This is a genomic window from Terrabacter sp. GCM10028922 (genome assembly GCF_042666095.1).
In the GTDB taxonomy this organism is placed as follows: Bacteria; Actinomycetota; Actinomycetes; order Actinomycetales; family Dermatophilaceae; genus Terrabacter.
Window position 1 is genome coordinate 71,295 of the sequence record NZ_JBHTFG010000001.1, and the last position, 15,421, is coordinate 86,715.

A 15,421-nucleotide genomic window follows, 5' to 3' on the forward strand; every position below is an offset into this window, starting at 1 on the left:
GCAGACCGCCTAGACTCTCTGCATGAGCGAGGACGTCCGCAGCGAGCTGTCCACCCCCTCGCGGGTGCGCGCCCGCTTCGCGCGCTTCGGGGCCACCCGGCCTGCGGGCAACCCGGTCCTCGAACCCCTCATGACGGCCGTCCGCCAGAACCACCCCAAGGCGGACCTGTCGGTCATCGAGCGGGCGTATGCCGTCGCGGAGCGCGCCCACGAGGGGCAGATGCGCAAGAGCGGCGACGCGTACATCACGCACCCGCTCGCCGTGACGACGATCCTCGCCGAGCTCGGCATGACGCCGCCGACGCTCGCGGCGGCGCTGCTGCACGACACCGTCGAGGACACGGCATACGGCCTCGACGAGCTGCGACGTGACTTCGGCGACGAGATCGCGATGCTCGTCGACGGCGTGACGAAGCTCGACAAGGTGACGTACGGCGAGGCCGCTCAGGCCGAGACGGTGCGCAAGATGGTCATCGCCATGGCGCGCGACATCCGCGTGCTCGTCATCAAGCTCGCCGACCGGCTGCACAACGCCCGCACGTGGCGCTACGTCAGCCCCGAGTCGGCCAAGCGCAAGGCCAACGAGACCCTCGAGATCTACGCGCCGCTCGCGCACCGCCTCGGCATGAACACCATCAAGTGGGAGCTCGAGGACCTCTCCTTCGCGACCCTCTACCCGAAGGTGTACGACGAGATCGTGCGCCTCGTCGCGGAGCGCGCTCCCGCACGCGAGGAGTACCTCGCCGGCGTGCGCAGCCAGGTCACCGAGGACCTCACGGCCGCCAAGATCAAGGCCGCCGTGACGGGCCGGCCGAAGCACTACTACTCCGTGTACCAGAAGATGATCGTGCGGGGCCGTGACTTCGAGGAGATCTACGACCTCGTGGCGGTGCGCGTCCTCGTCGACACGGTGCGCGACTGCTACGCGGCGCTGGGCGCCCTGCACTCGCGGTGGAACCCGGTCCCGGGCCGGTTCAAGGACTACATCGCGATGCCGAAGTTCAACATGTACCAGTCGCTGCACACGACGGTCATCGGTCCGCAGGGCAAGCCGGTCGAGATCCAGATCCGCACGCACACGATGCACCGCCGTGCCGAGTACGGTGTCGCGGCGCACTGGAAGTACAAGGACCAGGCGACCGGCGGTGGGCCCGCGCGACCCGGGGAGATCACGCCGCAGAACGACATGGCCTGGCTGCGCCAGCTGCTCGACTGGCAGCGGGAGACCGAGGACCCCGGCGAGTTCCTCGACTCGCTGCGCTTCGAGATGGGCAGCAGCGAGGTCTACGTCTTCACCCCGAAGGGCTCGGTCGTGGCGCTGCCGGTGGGCGGCACACCCGTCGACTTCGCGTACGCCGTCCACACCGAGGTCGGCCACCACTGCATCGGTGCTCGTGTCAACGGCCGGCTCGTGCCGCTCGAGTCGACGCTCGAGAACGGCGACGTCGTCGAGGTGCTCACGTCCAAGGCCGACGGGGCCGGGCCGTCCCGCGACTGGCTGCAGTTCGTCAAGAGCCCTCGCGCCCGCAACAAGATCAAGCAGTGGTTCAGCAAGGAGCGTCGCGAGGAGGCCATCGAGGCGGGCAAGGACTCCATCGCCAAGGCCCTGCGCAAGCAGAACCTCCCGCTCCAGCGCCTGATGAGCCACGAGTCGATGACGGCCGTGGCGACCGACCTGCGCTACCAGGACATCGAGGCGCTGTATGCCGCCGTCGGCGAGGGGCACGTCTCCGCCCAGCACGTCGTCAGCAAGGTCGTCACCTCGATGGGCGGTGTGGACGGAGCCACCGAGGACCTCGCCGAGGCCACGGTGCCGACCCGAGCCGCGACGCGCCGCCGGTCGGGCGACCCGGGTGTCGTCGTCGTGGGAACCGCCGACGTCTGGGTCAAGCTCGCCAAGTGCTGCACGCCGGTGCCGGGTGACCCGATCATCGGCTTCGTCACCCGCGGCAACGGCGTCTCGGTGCACCGGGTCGACTGCACCAACGCCGACCAGCTGACGGCCAACCCGGAGCGGCTCATCGACGTCGAGTGGGCACCGAGCTCGGCCAGCGTCTTCCTCGTCCAGCTCCAGGTCGAGGCGCTCGACCGCAACCGACTGCTCAGCGACGTGACCCGGGTGCTGTCCGACCAGCACGTCAACATCCTCTCGGCGTCGGTCCAGACGTCGCGCGACCGCGTCGCGATCTCGAGGTTCACCTTCGAGATGGGCGACCCGGCGCACCTCGACCACGTCATCAAGGCGGTGCGCCGCATCGACGGCGTCTTCGACGTCTACCGCGTCAGCGGCAGCAAGTCGACCGACGCCGTGATGCGCACCTGACGCCCCCCAAGGCCGCAAACCCACCGTCGAGAGGCCAGCTTCCGCGGTCCCGTCACCGTCGAGAGGCCAGTTTCCGCGGGGCGAAACCCGCGCAAACTGACCTCTCGACAGCGGTGAGGCCACACGTTCTGCCCTCTCGACGGCGAGGGGTGGTCAGCCGCCGAACTCGGCGACGCCGGCGCGGGCCTGGTCGAGCCACACCTGACGGGCCTCGAGGGCCTCACGCGCCTTCTTGACCTTGTTCGCGTTGCCGGACGCCTCGGCCTTCGCCAGGTCGTCCTCGAGGTCGGCGACCGCTCGCTCGAGCTGGTCGACCATGGCGCGGGCGCGCGCCGCGACCTCCGGGTTGGTCGACTTCCACTTCTTGTCCTCGGCGTCGCGCACGGTCTGCTCGATCCGGCGCATGGCCTTCTCGACGCGGTCCATGTCGGCTCGGGGGACCTTGCCGGCGGCGTCCCACTTGTCCTGGATGAGGCGCAGCTGGGCCTTGGCCTTCTCGAGGTCGGTCACGGGCAGGATCGCCTCGGCCTCGACGAGGAGCGCCTCCTTCACCGCGAGGTTGCCACGGAACTGCTCCTCCTCGGCGGCGACGACCTCGTCCTTGGCCGCGAAGAAGCTGTCCTGGGCCGCCTTGAAGCGCGCCCACAGCTTGTCGTCGTCGGTGCGGCTCGCACGACCGGCGCGACGCCAGTCGTCCATGAGGCGCTTGAAGGCCCCCGCGGTGGCTGCCCAGTCGGTGCTCGTCGCGAGCTTCTCGGCCTCGGCGACGAGCCGCTCCTTCGCCGACTTGGCATCGGCGTGCGCCGCGTCCAGGCCGGCGAAGTGGCTGCGCCGGGCCTTGTCGAAGCCGTTGCGTGCGGCGCTGAAGCGCTGCCAGAGGGCCGACTCGGTCTCACGGTCGAGGCGCGTCGCGGAGCGCTGGTGCGCCTTCCACTCGTCGAGCAGCTCGCGCATACGGGCACCGCTGCTCTTCCACTGGATGCGGCTCTCGGGCTGCCCGGCGATGGACTCGGCCTCGGACACGATCCGCTCGCGCTCGGCGGTGGCGGCGGCCCGGGCCTCGGCCCGGTGCTGCTGTTCGACGGTGCGCTTCGCGGCGAGCCCGGACTGGATCTCGTCGAGCTTCACCGCGAGGGCGTCGAGGTCGCCGACGACGGTCGCGTCCTTCACCTGGGCCTGGAGGGTCTTGAGGCCCTCCGCGACGTCCTTCGACGGGACCTCCGGCTGCTCGAGCCGCTGCTCGAGGAGCACGGCTGAGGCGTAGAGCTCGTCGTACTTCCTGGCGAAGTACGTCAGCGCCTCCTCGTCGGTGGCACCGGGGTACGACCCGACCTCGCGCTCGCCCTCCCTGGTGCGAACGAAGACCGTGCCGTTCTCGTCGACCCGGCCGAATGCCGCGGACGCGGAGTGGTCGGTCGTGATCGGCGCGGGTGCGGCCGGCGTCACCGGGTGCGGCACGGCCTTGGCGAGGGCCGCCGGGGTCGGGATGACCGACGGCTTGGGGATGCTCGCAGGGGTGGGAGCCACGGGAGCCGCGTCAGCCGAGGGCTGCTCGGTCGAGCCGGCCGCCTCCGTGGCCTCGGTGGCCTCGACCGAGGCGATGGCGTCCGCCGTCTCGATGTCGGCTGGCTCGGTGACGGGCTCGGTGACCGGCTCGGTGACCGGCTCGGTGCCCGGCTCGGTGACCGGCTCGGTGACCGGCTCGGTGACCGGCTCGGTGACCGGCTCGGTGACCGGCTCGGTGATGGCGGGCTCGGCGGACTCCGGAGGGACCACGGGGGCCGGCTGGGCGTCGGCCGGCTCGACGACCGCGCTCTGCGCGGCTGCGGGCTCGACGGGAGCGGATTCCTCGCCGGGAGAGGGCTGCTCGGCCGGCGGCGTGTCGTCCGGTGCGCCGGGGACCTCCTCGGAGGCGTTGGCGGTGTCGCCGGACTCCGTCGCTGCCACGGACTCGATCGACTCAGCAGTGTCGACCGTCTCGGCGCTGGCGGCGCCCTCGGCGGCCGGCGTGACGGCGACCGACTCGAGCGGGTCCGTCGACTCCGTCCCGACCGACGTCGCCTCCGTCGTCGCCCCCGTCAGGGGCTCCGGCGCGTCGTGCGCGTCCGTCGTCTGGTCAGGCTCGGGCTGGTTGATGTCGGTCATGCCTTCTTCTCCGTCACGCTGACGCTGAGGATGCTGATCGGGGACACGGGGGTGCCGTCCGTCGGGCTCGGGGCCAGGGCCTTGTTGGCGGCGATCTTCTCGACGATGTCGAGGCCCTTGGTCACCTTCCCGAAGATCGTGTAGCCACCACCCTCGGTCGGCAAGCGGGTTTCCTTGTAGGTGATGAAGAACTGCCCACCGTTGCTGTTGGGGTCCTGGGTGCGCGCCATCGCGAGCACGCCCCTGCCGTAGGTGCCGTTCTTGGGGGCGTTCTCGATGCCGAAGGTGTACCCGGGGCCGCCCTGGCCGGTGCCGGTCGGGTCGCCGCACTGGAGGACGTAGATGCCCTGCGTCGTGACCCGGTGGCAGGGGCTCGGCGCCCAGTAGCCGGTCTTGGCGAGGTTGACGAACGAGGCGACCGTCTGCGGCGCCTTCGCGCCGTCCAGCTCGAGCGTGATGACACCGCAGCTCGTCTTCACGGTCGCGACGAACGTCTTGCCGGCGGCGGTGGCCTTGGCCGGCACCTTCGTCTGCTTCTTCGGGGTGGCTTGGAGCGCTGGGGGAGCGGTGCAGCCCGCGGCGAGCTTCTGGCCCTCGGCGAGGCCACCGGAGCTCGTCGGGGAGGTGGAGGTCGCCGGGGTGGTGGATCCCCCGGCGGCCGGCTGGGGACCGTCGGAGCTGCCGAGGAGCTTGGGCACGGCGATGACGGCTGCGACGATGAGGATGAACGCGAGGATCACACCGAAGACCTGCTTGTCGCGCGTGGCGTCGCTCACCGGCGGCTTGGCGGTCTTCTGCTGTTCCTCGTGGCGGCGGCGCGCACGTGCGCGTTCCTGCTCTTTGGTCACGAACCTCTCCTCGTACGGGCCACGTGGGTTGTCCCCGGGCGTTCGGTCATTTTATGGAACGACTGCCGTGCGTTCGCAGCGGGACCGGTCACGACTGCGTGACATCTCCCCCTGGACGCGCGGATTTGCGGTCACGAAGGGCCGGGACCGCATACGCCGGGTGGGGCGCACCCACCTGAGGCACGGTATGCCGGATGGCCGGCCGGGTGACCTCGCTAGGCTCCCGGCGTGCTGACCATCGCGTTCCCGGCCAAGGCGTTCGACACGAACTGCTACGTCCTCGCGCCCCAGGCGGGGGAGGAGTGCGTCGTGGTCGACCCCGGGATCGGGGTCGAGGAGACGTTGCGGGAGGTGCTGGCGGCCCACCGCCTGCGGCCGGCCGCGGTGCTGCTGACGCACGGTCACGTCGACCACGTGTACTCCGTGACGCCGGTCTGCGGTTCCGACACGGCCGCGTACATCCACAAGGACGACCGCTACCGGCTGCACGACCTGCTCGGTCGCAGCAACCCCGGCCTCATCGCGATGTTGGAGCAGCAGTTCGGCACGGCCGCCACGTGGGCCGAGCCGACCAACGTCGTGGAGATCGGCGACGCGACACGCCTCACGCTCGCCGGGATGGATCTCGACGTCCTCCACGCACCCGGCCACACGGAGGGCTCGGTGATGTTCGGGATCGACCGCGTGCCCGACGGCATCCGCGACCAGGTCGACGTCGACCGGACCATGGTCACCGGCGACGTGCTGTTCGCCGGCTCCATCGGCCGCACCGACCTGCCCGGCGGAGACCACGCCGCGATGCAGCGCAGCCTGCGCGACGTCGTGCTGCCGCTGCCCGACACCACCCTCGTGCTTCCCGGGCACTACCAGGCGACCACCATGGCCCATGAGCGCGCCACCAACCCCTACCTGAGAGACTTGCCCGCGTGAGCACGCGTTCCGCATCGAAGGCCACGGCCAAGGTCACCCCGATCAGCGGGTTCCCCGAGTACCTCCCGTCCGAGCGCATCGTCGAGCAGCGCTTCCTCGACGTCATCCGGGAGACGTTCGAGCTGCACGGCTTCTCCTCGATCGAGACACGCTCCATCGAGCCGATCGACCGGCTCAGCTCACAGGGGGAGGACACCGACAAGGAGATCTACGCGGTCTCGCGCCTCGGTGGCGGGGGCGAGGACGACGCCCGGTGGGGCCTGCACTTCGACATGACGGTGCCCTTTGCGCGCTACGTCCTCGAGAACGCCGGCAAGCTGGCGTTCCCGTTCCGGCGCTACCAGATCCAGAAGGCCTGGCGCGGCGAGCGGCCCCAGGAGGGGCGCTACCGCGAGTTCACGCAGGCCGACATCGACGTCGTCGACGTGGGCGAGCTGTCGTCGCACTTCGAGGCGGAGATGCCGCTCGTCATCGCCGACGTCTTCAGCCGCTTCCCGGTGGGCGAGTTCGTCATCCAGGTCAACAACCGCAAGATCCCCAACGGCTTCTACCAGGGCATCGGCCTCACCGACGTCATCGGGACCCTGCGCATCGTCGACAAGCTCGACAAGATCGGGCCGGAGAAGGTGAAGGCCCTCCTGCTGGAGGCGGGCGCGACCGACGACCAGGCGGACCAGTGCCTGGCGCTCGCCGCGATCCGCTCCACCGACCTCGGCTTCGTCGAGCAGGTGCGCGCCCTCGGGGTCGAGCACCCCCTCCTCGACGAGGGCCTCGAGTCCCTCGCCCACGTCATCCGCACGGGCATGGCGCACGCCCCAGGAAAGCTCGTCGCCGATCTGCGCATCGCGCGCGGCCTCGACTACTACACCGGCACGGTCTACGAGACGCAGTTCGTCGGTCACGAGTCGTGGGGGTCCTTCTGCTCGGGGGGCCGCTACGACGCGCTCGCGAGCGACGGCAAGACGACCTACCCGGGTGTCGGCATCTCGATCGGCGTCACCCGCATCCTCGGGCTGCTCGTCGGTCGTGGCCTCGTCACGGCCTCGCGCTCGACGCCGGCAGCGGTGCTCGTGGCCCTCAAGGACGACGAGTCCCGTGAGGGCGCCGTCGGTATCGCGACCGCGTTGCGCCGACGGGGCATCGCCTGCGAGGTCGCGCCGTCGGCCGCGCGGTTCGGCAAGCAGATCCGGTACGCCGAGCGCCGGGGCATCCCGTACGTCTGGTTCCCCGGGGCGGGCGAGTCGGGCGACGAGGTCAAGGACATCCGCTCCGGTGAGCAGCTCCCCGCCTCGGCGGACACGTGGATGCCGCCGAGCGAGGACCTCACCCCGCTCGTCACGCGCGTCGACGGCTGAGCGGCGCGGGCCGGTACGGCCGGTTCAGCGATCGCGCGGAGGGCGGAGTCCCTGGTGGCGCAGTTCGAGCAGGGCAAGACGACGGATCACCTCGCGGTCCTGACGTCGCCACGCTCCGGCCGGGTCGTCGGAGACCCGCGCCAGCGCACGCATGGGCTGCGTGGCCATGGCCCGCAGCGCGAACAGGTCAAGGTCCTCCCCGGCGTCGATGAAGCGTTGCGACCGAGTGGCGTTGCGCACGAACCGAACTCGCACGTACAGCCACACGACCAGCACGGGCACGACAGGGACGAGGACGGTCGCGAGACCGAGCCCCAGGGCCAGCTGGTCGACCGTCTCGGCCATCGACGTGCCTGCCTGTTGCAGGGTCGTGCCGGACCCGGCGGCCTGCGTGAGCCAGTCCCGCAGCTGTTCGCCGACGAGCGGGATCCGTCCGGCCTGTTCGCCCGCCCCGGTGAGGGCGTCGCCCACCGACCGCCCCGCCGAGGTGATCGAGTCGGCCGGTGCGCGCAGCCCTTCGACGACGTCGTGGACCTGGCGCCCGGCATACGCCCAGAAGCCGGTCCACAGGAGCACGAGGACGTCTGACAGGAGCTGCCGGGTGCGGCGGCCTGGGCTGTCTGCATAGAGCTTCATGGCGCCTCTCCATCGGGGTGGAGCCCAACCTAGGACACGGCCGCCGCGCCCGGCCGACGCAGACATCACCTACCTGTCAAGAGGTGTGTCAGTGCGTGGCTAGAGTGGGCTCGCCGGTCACAGTCGACCGGCCGCCACCCCCGTCGGCGCAACTCGGACAAGGAAGTGCTAGCGCATGAAGGTCGGCATCCCTCGCGAGGTCAAGAACCACGAGTACCGCGTGGCCATCACCCCTTCCGGGGTCCACGAGCTCACCGAGCACGGCCACGACGTCCTCGTCGAGAAGGACGCCGGCGTCGGCTCGCAGATCAGCGACGAGGACTTCGTCGCCGCCGGGGCACGCATCATCGGTTCCGCCGACGACGTCTGGGGCGAGGCCGACATGGTGCTCAAGGTCAAGGAGCCCGTGGCCGAGGAGTACCACCGGATGCGCGAGGGCCTGACCCTCTTCACCTACCTGCACCTGGCGGCCGACAAGCCGCTCACCGAGGAGCTCGTGGCTCGGAAGGTCACCGGCATCGCGTACGAGACGGTGCAGCTGCCCTCCGGGGGCCTGCCGCTGCTCTACCCCATGTCGGAGGTGGCCGGCTGTCTCGCGCCGCAGGTCGGCGCCCACGCGCTCATGCGCGCCCAGGGCGGCCGCGGCGTCCTGATGGGCGGCGTCGGTGGCGTGGCCAACGCCAAGGTCGTCATCCTCGGCGCCGGCGTCTCGGGCCAGAACGCCGCCAACATCGCGCTCGGCATGGGGGCCGACGTCACGCTGCTCGACACCGACCTCGACAAGCTGCGGATGTCCTTCTGGCGCTACGACAACCAGGTGCACGGCCTGGCGTCGTCCAAGCTGACCATCCAGCAGCAGGTGCTGGAGGCCGACATGGTCATCGGGGCCGTGCTCATCCCGGGTGCCGCGGCTCCCAAGCTGATCTCGAACGAGCTGGTCTCCGCGATGAAGCCGGGTTCCGTGCTCGTCGACATCGCCATCGACCAGGGCGGCTGCTTCGAGGACAGCCACCCCACGACACACGCCGACCCGACCTACCGCGTGCACGACTCGGTGTTCTACTGCGTGGCCAACATGCCCGGCGCGGTGCCCAACACCTCGACGTACGCCCTGACCAACTCCACGCTGCCGTATGCCGTGAAGCTGGCCAACCTGGGGTGGCGCGACGCGCTGCGCGCCGACCGCGCCCTCGGCCTCGGCCTCAACACCCACGACGGGCACGTCACCTACGCCGGCGTCGCCGAGGCGCACGGCATGTCCTCCGTCACTGTCGAGGAGGCCCTGTCCTGACCCAGCACGTCACCACCGAGCCACCTGCGGCGCGTCTCTCACGTCTCGAGCGGGACGTCCGCGGGTGGCTCGACCACGTCCGGGTCGAGAAGGGCGCCTCGGACAACACCTTGAAGTCCTACGCACGCGACCTGCGTGGCTACTCGGCATTCCTCGCCGCCCGTGGCATCGCCGACGCCGGTGGCGTCAGGGAGGTCGACGTCACCGACTTCCTCGCGTCGCTGCGAGAGCGGGGCCTCGCGGCCTCCTCCGCGGCCCGGACGCTCGTCGCGGTCCGGGGCTTCCACCGCTTCCTCGCCCTCGAGGGTGAGGTGATGACCGACCCGGCCGCCAACGTCGCCCCGCCGAAGCCGCCCGCACGCCTGCCGAAGGCCATCCCTGTCGAGGCCGTGGAGCGCCTTCTCGCGGCCTCGTCGGTGGGCGACACGCCCGAGGCGCTGCGTGACCGTGCACTCCTCGAGATCCTCTACGGCGTGGGCGCCCGCATCAGCGAGGCCGTCGGTCTCGACGTCGACGACCTCGACACGGACGGCGCCGACGGCCGAGCCGGCGCGACCGGGGGCCGCGGGGGCGTCGGCTCGGTGCGACTGCGCGGCAAGGGCGGCAAGGAACGCGTCGTCCCGGTCGGCCGCTACGCCGTGGAGGCCGCCGCGGCATACCTCGTGAGGGGCCGTCCGGCCCTCGCCACGCACGGGAAAGGGGGGCCGGCGCTGTTCCTCAACCAGCGCGGAGCCCGGTTGTCGCGGCAGTCCGCCTGGGGGATCATCCAGCGCGCGGCGGCGCGCGCCGACCTCCAGCACGTCTCGCCCCACACGCTGCGGCACTCGTTCGCGACCCACCTGCTCGACGGCGGCGCCGACGTCCGAGTCGTCCAGGAGCTGCTGGGACACGCCTCGGTGACGACGACGCAGATCTACACGATGGTCTCGGTGCACCGCCTCCGAGAGGTCTATGCGGGCGCCCACCCACGTGCCCGCTGATAAGGTCACACGTGATCAGCGAGAGGCTGACCGCAGCATCTCAGGGGCAAGGCCGAGCGGAGTGGAACACCCGGTGAACGAGGAGTCACACGAGACCATGCAGTCGGAGCCGTCCGAGGACCTCGCGCCGGCCCGCCACGACGCCTCCCGTGACGCCCTTCGGGTCGCGCACCTGCCCGGCACCGAGTCCGCCGGCACCGCTGGGCTCGGACCGACCGGCCGCCCACTGCCCGACTTCCCGCATCCGGCGCCGCTGCAGAGCCACGGCCCCGCCCGCGTCATCGCCATGTGCAACCAGAAGGGCGGCGTCGGCAAGACGACGACCACCATCAACCTCGGTGCGGCGTTGGCAGAGCTCGGCCGCAAGGTCCTCGTGATCGACTTCGACCCGCAGGGCGCACTGTCCGTGGGTCTCGGGGTCAATGCCCAGGAGCTCGACACGACGATCTACAACCTCCTCATCGAGCGCGGCCACGAGATCCACGAGGTCATCCAGCAGACGCGCACCCCCAACCTCGACCTTGTGCCGGCCAACATCGACCTGTCGGCGGCGGAGGTCCAGCTCGTCGGCGAGGTCGCCCGCGAGCAGATCCTCTCGCGCGTGCTGCGGCCCGTCCTCGACGAGTACGACGTCATCCTCATCGACTGCCAGCCCTCGCTCGGCCTGCTCACCGTCAACGCGCTGACCGCGTCGCACGGCGTCATCATCCCGCTCGAGTGCGAGTTCTTCGCGATGCGCGGCGTGGCCCTGCTCATCGACACGATCGACAAGATCACCGACCGGCTCAACCCGCGCCTGCAGGTCGACGGCATCCTCGCCACGATGTACGACAGCCGCACCCTGCACAGCCGCGAGGTCGTGCGCTCGGTCGTCGACCACTTCGGCGACCAGGTCTTCCACACCGTCATCAGCCGCACGGTCAAGTTCCCCGACGCCACCCTCGCGGCCGAGCCCATCACGTCCTACTCGTCCGAGCACTCCGGTGCCAACGCCTACCGTCAGCTCGCCCGCGAGCTCGTCGCGCGCGGCGGCGCAGCCTGATCCGCAGTGCGCTGATGGCCGAGCAGGACACCGTCGACCGGAGCGCGGTCGACGTCGACGACGCTGCCATGGGCTCCTCGGACCCAGCGGTGGGTTCGATGAGCGCGGACGGCTCGGACGCCGTGGCCCCGCCGCCCGAGCTGACGCCGGGAGGCATCATCACGCGGCGTGCGGCGACGCCGTTCGAGGTGCACCTCGACGTCTTCTCCGGTCCTTTCGACCTGCTCCTCGGCCTCATCAGCAAGCACAAGCTCGACATCACCGAGGTGGCCCTCGCGAAGGTCACCGACGAGTTCGTCGCGCACATCAAGGCGGCCCAGGCCATCGACAGCGACTGGGACCTCGGCCAGGCGTCGGAGTTCCTGCTCATCGCCGCCACGCTGCTCGACCTCAAGGCCTCGCGCCTGCTGCCGCAGTCGGGCCCGCAGGACGACGAGGACCTCGCCCTCATCGAGGCGCGCGACCTGCTCTTCGCGCGGCTGCTGCAGTACCGCGCGTACAAGCAGATCGCGGCCACGTTCCGCGAGCGGATGGCGACGGCAGGTCGCATCACGCCGCGGCAGGCCGGTCTCGAGCCGGAGTTCGCGACCCTGCTCCCGGAGCTCGTCATCGCCGTGACCCCGGAGCAGTTCGCGATGATCGCGGCGCGGGCCATGACGCCGAAGATCCCGCCGACCGTCGGTCTCGACCACCTCCACGCGCCGCAGGTGAGCGTGCGGGAGCAGGCCGCGATCATCGTCAGGCGGCTGCGCAGCCGCGGCCAGGTCTCGTTCCGCAGCCTCGTGGCCGACGCCGACAGCACCCTCGTGATCGTCGCCCGATTCCTCGCCCTGCTCGAGCTCTTCAAGGAGGCGGCCATCGCCTTCGAGCAGGCCGAGGCCCTCGGCGAGCTCGACATCCGCTGGACCGGCACCGAGGCGGGCGACATCGCGATCGACGACGAGTTCGACGAGGAACCGGACGCCACCGACAGCGGCGCGAACGACGAACCGAACGACGAACCGAACGACGAGCCGGCGCACGAGCCGGCGCACGAGCCGGCGCACGATGACGCAGCACGGCACGATACGGGCGGCGAGGCCGCCCCAGTGACAGGAGCAGATGATGAGTGACCAGTCGGCGCAGGGGCCCGACGCGACCGTCGAGCCAGAGGTGCTCGACGAGCGCGAGGGTGCCGACGAGCAGATCGCCTTCGACATCAACGACTTCCCGGGTGGAGCCCGCTCAGCTCTGGAGGCGGTGCTGATGGTCGTCGACGAGCCGGTCACGGAGGTCGCCCTCGCATCCGCCCTCGAGCTGCCCGTGGAGGACGTGCGCAGCCATCTGGACGGCCTCGAGGAGGAGTATGCCGCCGCGCAGCGCGGGTTCACCCTGCGCAGCGTCGCCGGCGGGTGGCGCGTCTACAGCCGCGCCGACTTCGCGCCGGTCGTGGAGAAGTTCGTCCTCGACGGTCAGCAGGCCAAGCTCACCCAGGCCTCGCTCGAGACGCTGGCCGTCATCGCCTACCGGCAGCCGGTCTCGCGCGCCCGGGTCAGTGCCGTCCGCGGTGTGAACGTCGACGGCGTGGTGCGTACGCTCGTGTCACGAGGCCTCATCGAGGAGGTCGAGGACGTGGGGGAGAGTGGCGCAGTGCTCTACCGCACGACGCCCTACTTCCTCCAGCGGATGGGGCTCTCCTCGCTCGACGACCTCCCGGCGCTGGCGCCGTACCTACCGGACGCCGACGTCATCGACGAGCTCATCGAGGAAGGACACGCATGAGCGAGTACTCCAGGTCCCCCCGTCAGCCCCGCAGGAAGGGCACGGGTGCGTCGGGCGGTCCAGGCGGCACGGGCCGTTCCGGCGCCGCCCCTCGCGGGCCCAAGGCCGGCACGGGTGCTGGACGGGTCGGTAAGGGCGGCAAGTCCGCGGGCCCCAGCTTCGCCGGCACGACCCGGCCCAGCCAGCCGACGAGGCTGCCCGACCGCAAGGCGGTGCCGCAGATCGACGTGCACGACCCCGAGGGGGTGCGCCTCCAGAAGCTCATGGCCGCGGGCGGCGTCGGGTCGCGCCGCGTCTGCGAGAACCTCATCGAGCAGGGCCGCGTCGAGGTCGACGGCCAGGTCGTCACCGAGCTGGGCGTCCGGATCAACGCGCGCACCCAGGTCGTCCACGTCGACGGCGTCCGCGTCAACCTCGACGAGGAGCGTGTCTACCTCGCCTTCAACAAGCCCAAGGGCGTCGTCACGACGATGCACGACGAGCTGGGCCGGATCTCCCTGGCCGACTACGTCGGCAACCGCGAGGAGCGCCTCTTCCACGTCGGGCGCCTGGACGCCGACACCGAGGGCCTGCTCCTGCTCACCAACGACGGGGATCTCGCGCACCGGCTCCAGCACCCGGCATACGGCGTCCTCAAGACGTACGTCGCGACGATCCGCGGGCCGGTGCAGCGTGACGTCGGCAAACGCCTGCGTGACGGCGTCGAGCTCGAGGACGGTCCCGTCAGCGTCGACTCCTTCCGCATCGTCGACCACCAGCCCGGCAGGGCCATGGTCGAGGTGGTGCTCCACGAGGGCCGCAAGCATGTCGTGCGCCGCATGCTCGAGGCGGTCGGGCACCCCGTCCTCGAGCTCGTCCGCACCGAGGTCGGGCCGATCCGGCTCGCCGACCTCAAGTCCGGCCGTATGCGCCGGCTCAACAAGGCGGAGATCGGGGCCCTCTACAAGGCAGCAGGTCTGTGATCCGGACGTCCCGTCCGTGCCGTGACGCCCTCGCTACGCTGGCGAGGTGACCACGCACGTCCGCATCGTCGGAGCAGGCCTGATCGGCACGAGCCTCGGAATCGCTCTGTCCGACAAGGGTTTTCGGGTGACCATCGAAGACCCGTCCCCGACGGCGGTGCTGCTCGCGCGTGACCTGCGCGCTGGTGACATCGCCGACGAGGCGGCCGGCGCGCCTGACGTCGTCGTCGTCGCGGCGCCGCCGGACGTCGCCGCCGACGTCGTCGTGCACGCTCTGAGCCGCTGGCCCGAAGCCGTCGTCACCGACGTGGCGTCCGTCAAGGAGTCCGTGCTGCGCGTCGTCCTCGACTCGGGGGCCGACGCCAGCCGCTACGTCGGCTCGCACCCCATGGCCGGACGCGAGCGCTCGGGGGCGGCCGCAGCCCGCGCGGACCTCTTCGACGGTCGTGCCTGGGTGGTCGTGCCGCACGAGGCGTCCACCGCCGCCGCCGTACGCCGGGTCCGCGAGCTCGCGACCGAGGTCGGGGCCGCCGTGCGCGTCATGCCCGCCCACGAGCACGACGAGGCCGTCGCGGCCGTCTCACACGTGCCGCAGCTCGTCGCGAGCATCATCGCGGCCTGCCTGCGCGAGCTTCCGGAGTCGGCTGTCGGCCTCGCGGGCCAGGGCCTGCGCGACGTCACCCGCATCGCGGCCAGCGACCCGCGTCTCTGGACCCAGATCCTCGCGGGCAACGCACCGGCCGTGCGCGACGTCCTGCGGCAGGTCCGCGCCCAGGTCGACGACGTCGTGGGTGCCCTCGACGGTCTGGTCGACGCCGACGGAGAGGGGTCGCTCGGCACCCTGAGCCGGGTCCTCGAGGCCGGCAACCTCGGCCACGCGCGGATCCCGGGCAAGCACGGCTCGGCGCCGGCTGCGTACGACGTCGTGTCGGTCGTCGTGCCCGACGAGCCCGGCTCGCTCGCCCGGCTGCTCACCGACGTCGGCAACGCCGGCATCAACCTCGAGGACCTGCACCTCGAGCACGGCCTCGGGCAGGCCGTCGGCATCGCCGAGATCTCGGTCGTGCCGGCCTCCGTCGAGCCCCTGCGCACCGAGCTCGAGCGTCTCGGCTGGCGCGTTCATGACTGACCCGGGGCGCGTCGGGGAG

The 15,421-nt window shown here is 71.1% G+C and carries 13 protein-coding genes; 10 read left to right on the plus strand and 3 right to left on the minus strand.

What is annotated here, in order from left to right:
- Positions 1 to 22 precede the first annotated feature (22 nt).
- Entirely contained in the window at positions 23 to 2,323 is a 2,301-nt protein-coding gene (locus ACFQU3_RS00325; protein ID WP_385904788.1) for a RelA/SpoT family protein, read from the plus strand.
- 153 nt (positions 2,324 to 2,476) lie between these two features.
- Here the strand turns inward: ACFQU3_RS00325 and ACFQU3_RS00330 are convergent, their stop codons facing one another.
- Together ACFQU3_RS00330 and ACFQU3_RS00335 are read right to left on the minus strand one after the other, a co-directional pair.
- Positions 2,477 to 4,468: a DUF349 domain-containing protein gene (locus tag ACFQU3_RS00330; RefSeq protein WP_385904790.1), complete on the minus strand. Its 1,992-nt coding sequence runs from the start codon at positions 4,466 to 4,468 to the stop codon at positions 2,477 to 2,479.
- Entirely contained in the window at positions 4,465 to 5,316 is an 852-nt protein-coding gene (locus tag ACFQU3_RS00335) for a peptidylprolyl isomerase (protein ID WP_385904793.1), read from the minus strand. The genes ACFQU3_RS00330 and ACFQU3_RS00335 overlap by 4 nt, the downstream gene beginning before the upstream one ends.
- A gap of 228 nt (positions 5,317 to 5,544) precedes the next feature.
- Here ACFQU3_RS00335 and ACFQU3_RS00340 point away from each other — a divergent pair, with 228 nt between their 5' ends.
- A complete protein-coding gene (locus tag ACFQU3_RS00340; RefSeq protein ID WP_385904796.1) occupies positions 5,545 to 6,246 on the plus strand; it encodes an MBL fold metallo-hydrolase in 702 nt (233 codons plus the stop codon).
- Entirely contained in the window at positions 6,243 to 7,601 is a 1,359-nt protein-coding gene (hisS, locus tag ACFQU3_RS00345; protein ID WP_385904799.1) for a histidine--tRNA ligase, read from the plus strand. The genes ACFQU3_RS00340 and hisS overlap by 4 nt, the downstream gene beginning before the upstream one ends.
- A 24-nt stretch (positions 7,602 to 7,625) precedes the next feature.
- Here the strand turns inward: hisS and ACFQU3_RS00350 are convergent, their stop codons facing one another.
- Positions 7,626 to 8,237: a hypothetical protein gene (locus ACFQU3_RS00350; RefSeq protein WP_385904801.1), complete on the minus strand. Its 612-nt coding sequence runs from the start codon at positions 8,235 to 8,237 to the stop codon at positions 7,626 to 7,628.
- A gap of 175 nt (positions 8,238 to 8,412) precedes the next feature.
- Here ACFQU3_RS00350 and ald point away from each other — a divergent pair, with 175 nt between their 5' ends.
- The 7 genes from ald (at position 8,413) to ACFQU3_RS00385 (ending at position 15,402) form a co-directional block, all read left to right on the plus strand.
- The gene (ald, locus tag ACFQU3_RS00355) at positions 8,413 to 9,528 is read left to right on the plus strand and encodes an alanine dehydrogenase (protein WP_385904804.1); all 1,116 of its coding nucleotides are present in this window, start codon (positions 8,413 to 8,415) and stop codon (positions 9,526 to 9,528) included.
- Entirely contained in the window at positions 9,525 to 10,508 is a 984-nt protein-coding gene (locus ACFQU3_RS00360; RefSeq protein WP_385905363.1) for a site-specific tyrosine recombinase XerD, read from the plus strand. Before ald ends, ACFQU3_RS00360 begins: the two co-directional genes overlap by 4 nt.
- Before the next feature lie 97 nt (positions 10,509 to 10,605).
- Positions 10,606 to 11,550 (plus strand): ParA family protein, encoded by a 945-nt coding sequence (locus ACFQU3_RS00365; protein WP_385905366.1) that lies wholly within the window; start codon positions 10,606 to 10,608, stop codon positions 11,548 to 11,550.
- Between the two features lie 98 nt (positions 11,551 to 11,648).
- Positions 11,649 to 12,662 (plus strand): segregation and condensation protein A, encoded by a 1,014-nt coding sequence (locus ACFQU3_RS00370; RefSeq protein WP_385905369.1) that lies wholly within the window; start codon positions 11,649 to 11,651, stop codon positions 12,660 to 12,662.
- A complete protein-coding gene (gene scpB / locus ACFQU3_RS00375; protein WP_385904807.1) occupies positions 12,655 to 13,311 on the plus strand; it encodes an SMC-Scp complex subunit ScpB in 657 nt (218 codons plus the stop codon). The genes ACFQU3_RS00370 and scpB overlap by 8 nt, the downstream gene beginning before the upstream one ends.
- The gene (locus ACFQU3_RS00380; protein WP_385904810.1) at positions 13,308 to 14,273 is read left to right on the plus strand and encodes a pseudouridine synthase; all 966 of its coding nucleotides are present in this window, start codon (positions 13,308 to 13,310) and stop codon (positions 14,271 to 14,273) included. Before scpB ends, ACFQU3_RS00380 begins: the two co-directional genes overlap by 4 nt.
- A gap of 46 nt (positions 14,274 to 14,319) precedes the next feature.
- Positions 14,320 to 15,402 carry a prephenate dehydrogenase gene (locus ACFQU3_RS00385; RefSeq protein ID WP_385904813.1) on the plus strand — a complete coding sequence of 361 codons (1,083 nt, stop codon included), beginning with the start codon at positions 14,320 to 14,322 and terminating at the stop codon, positions 15,400 to 15,402.
- The last annotated feature ends 19 nt before the right edge of the window (positions 15,403 to 15,421 follow it).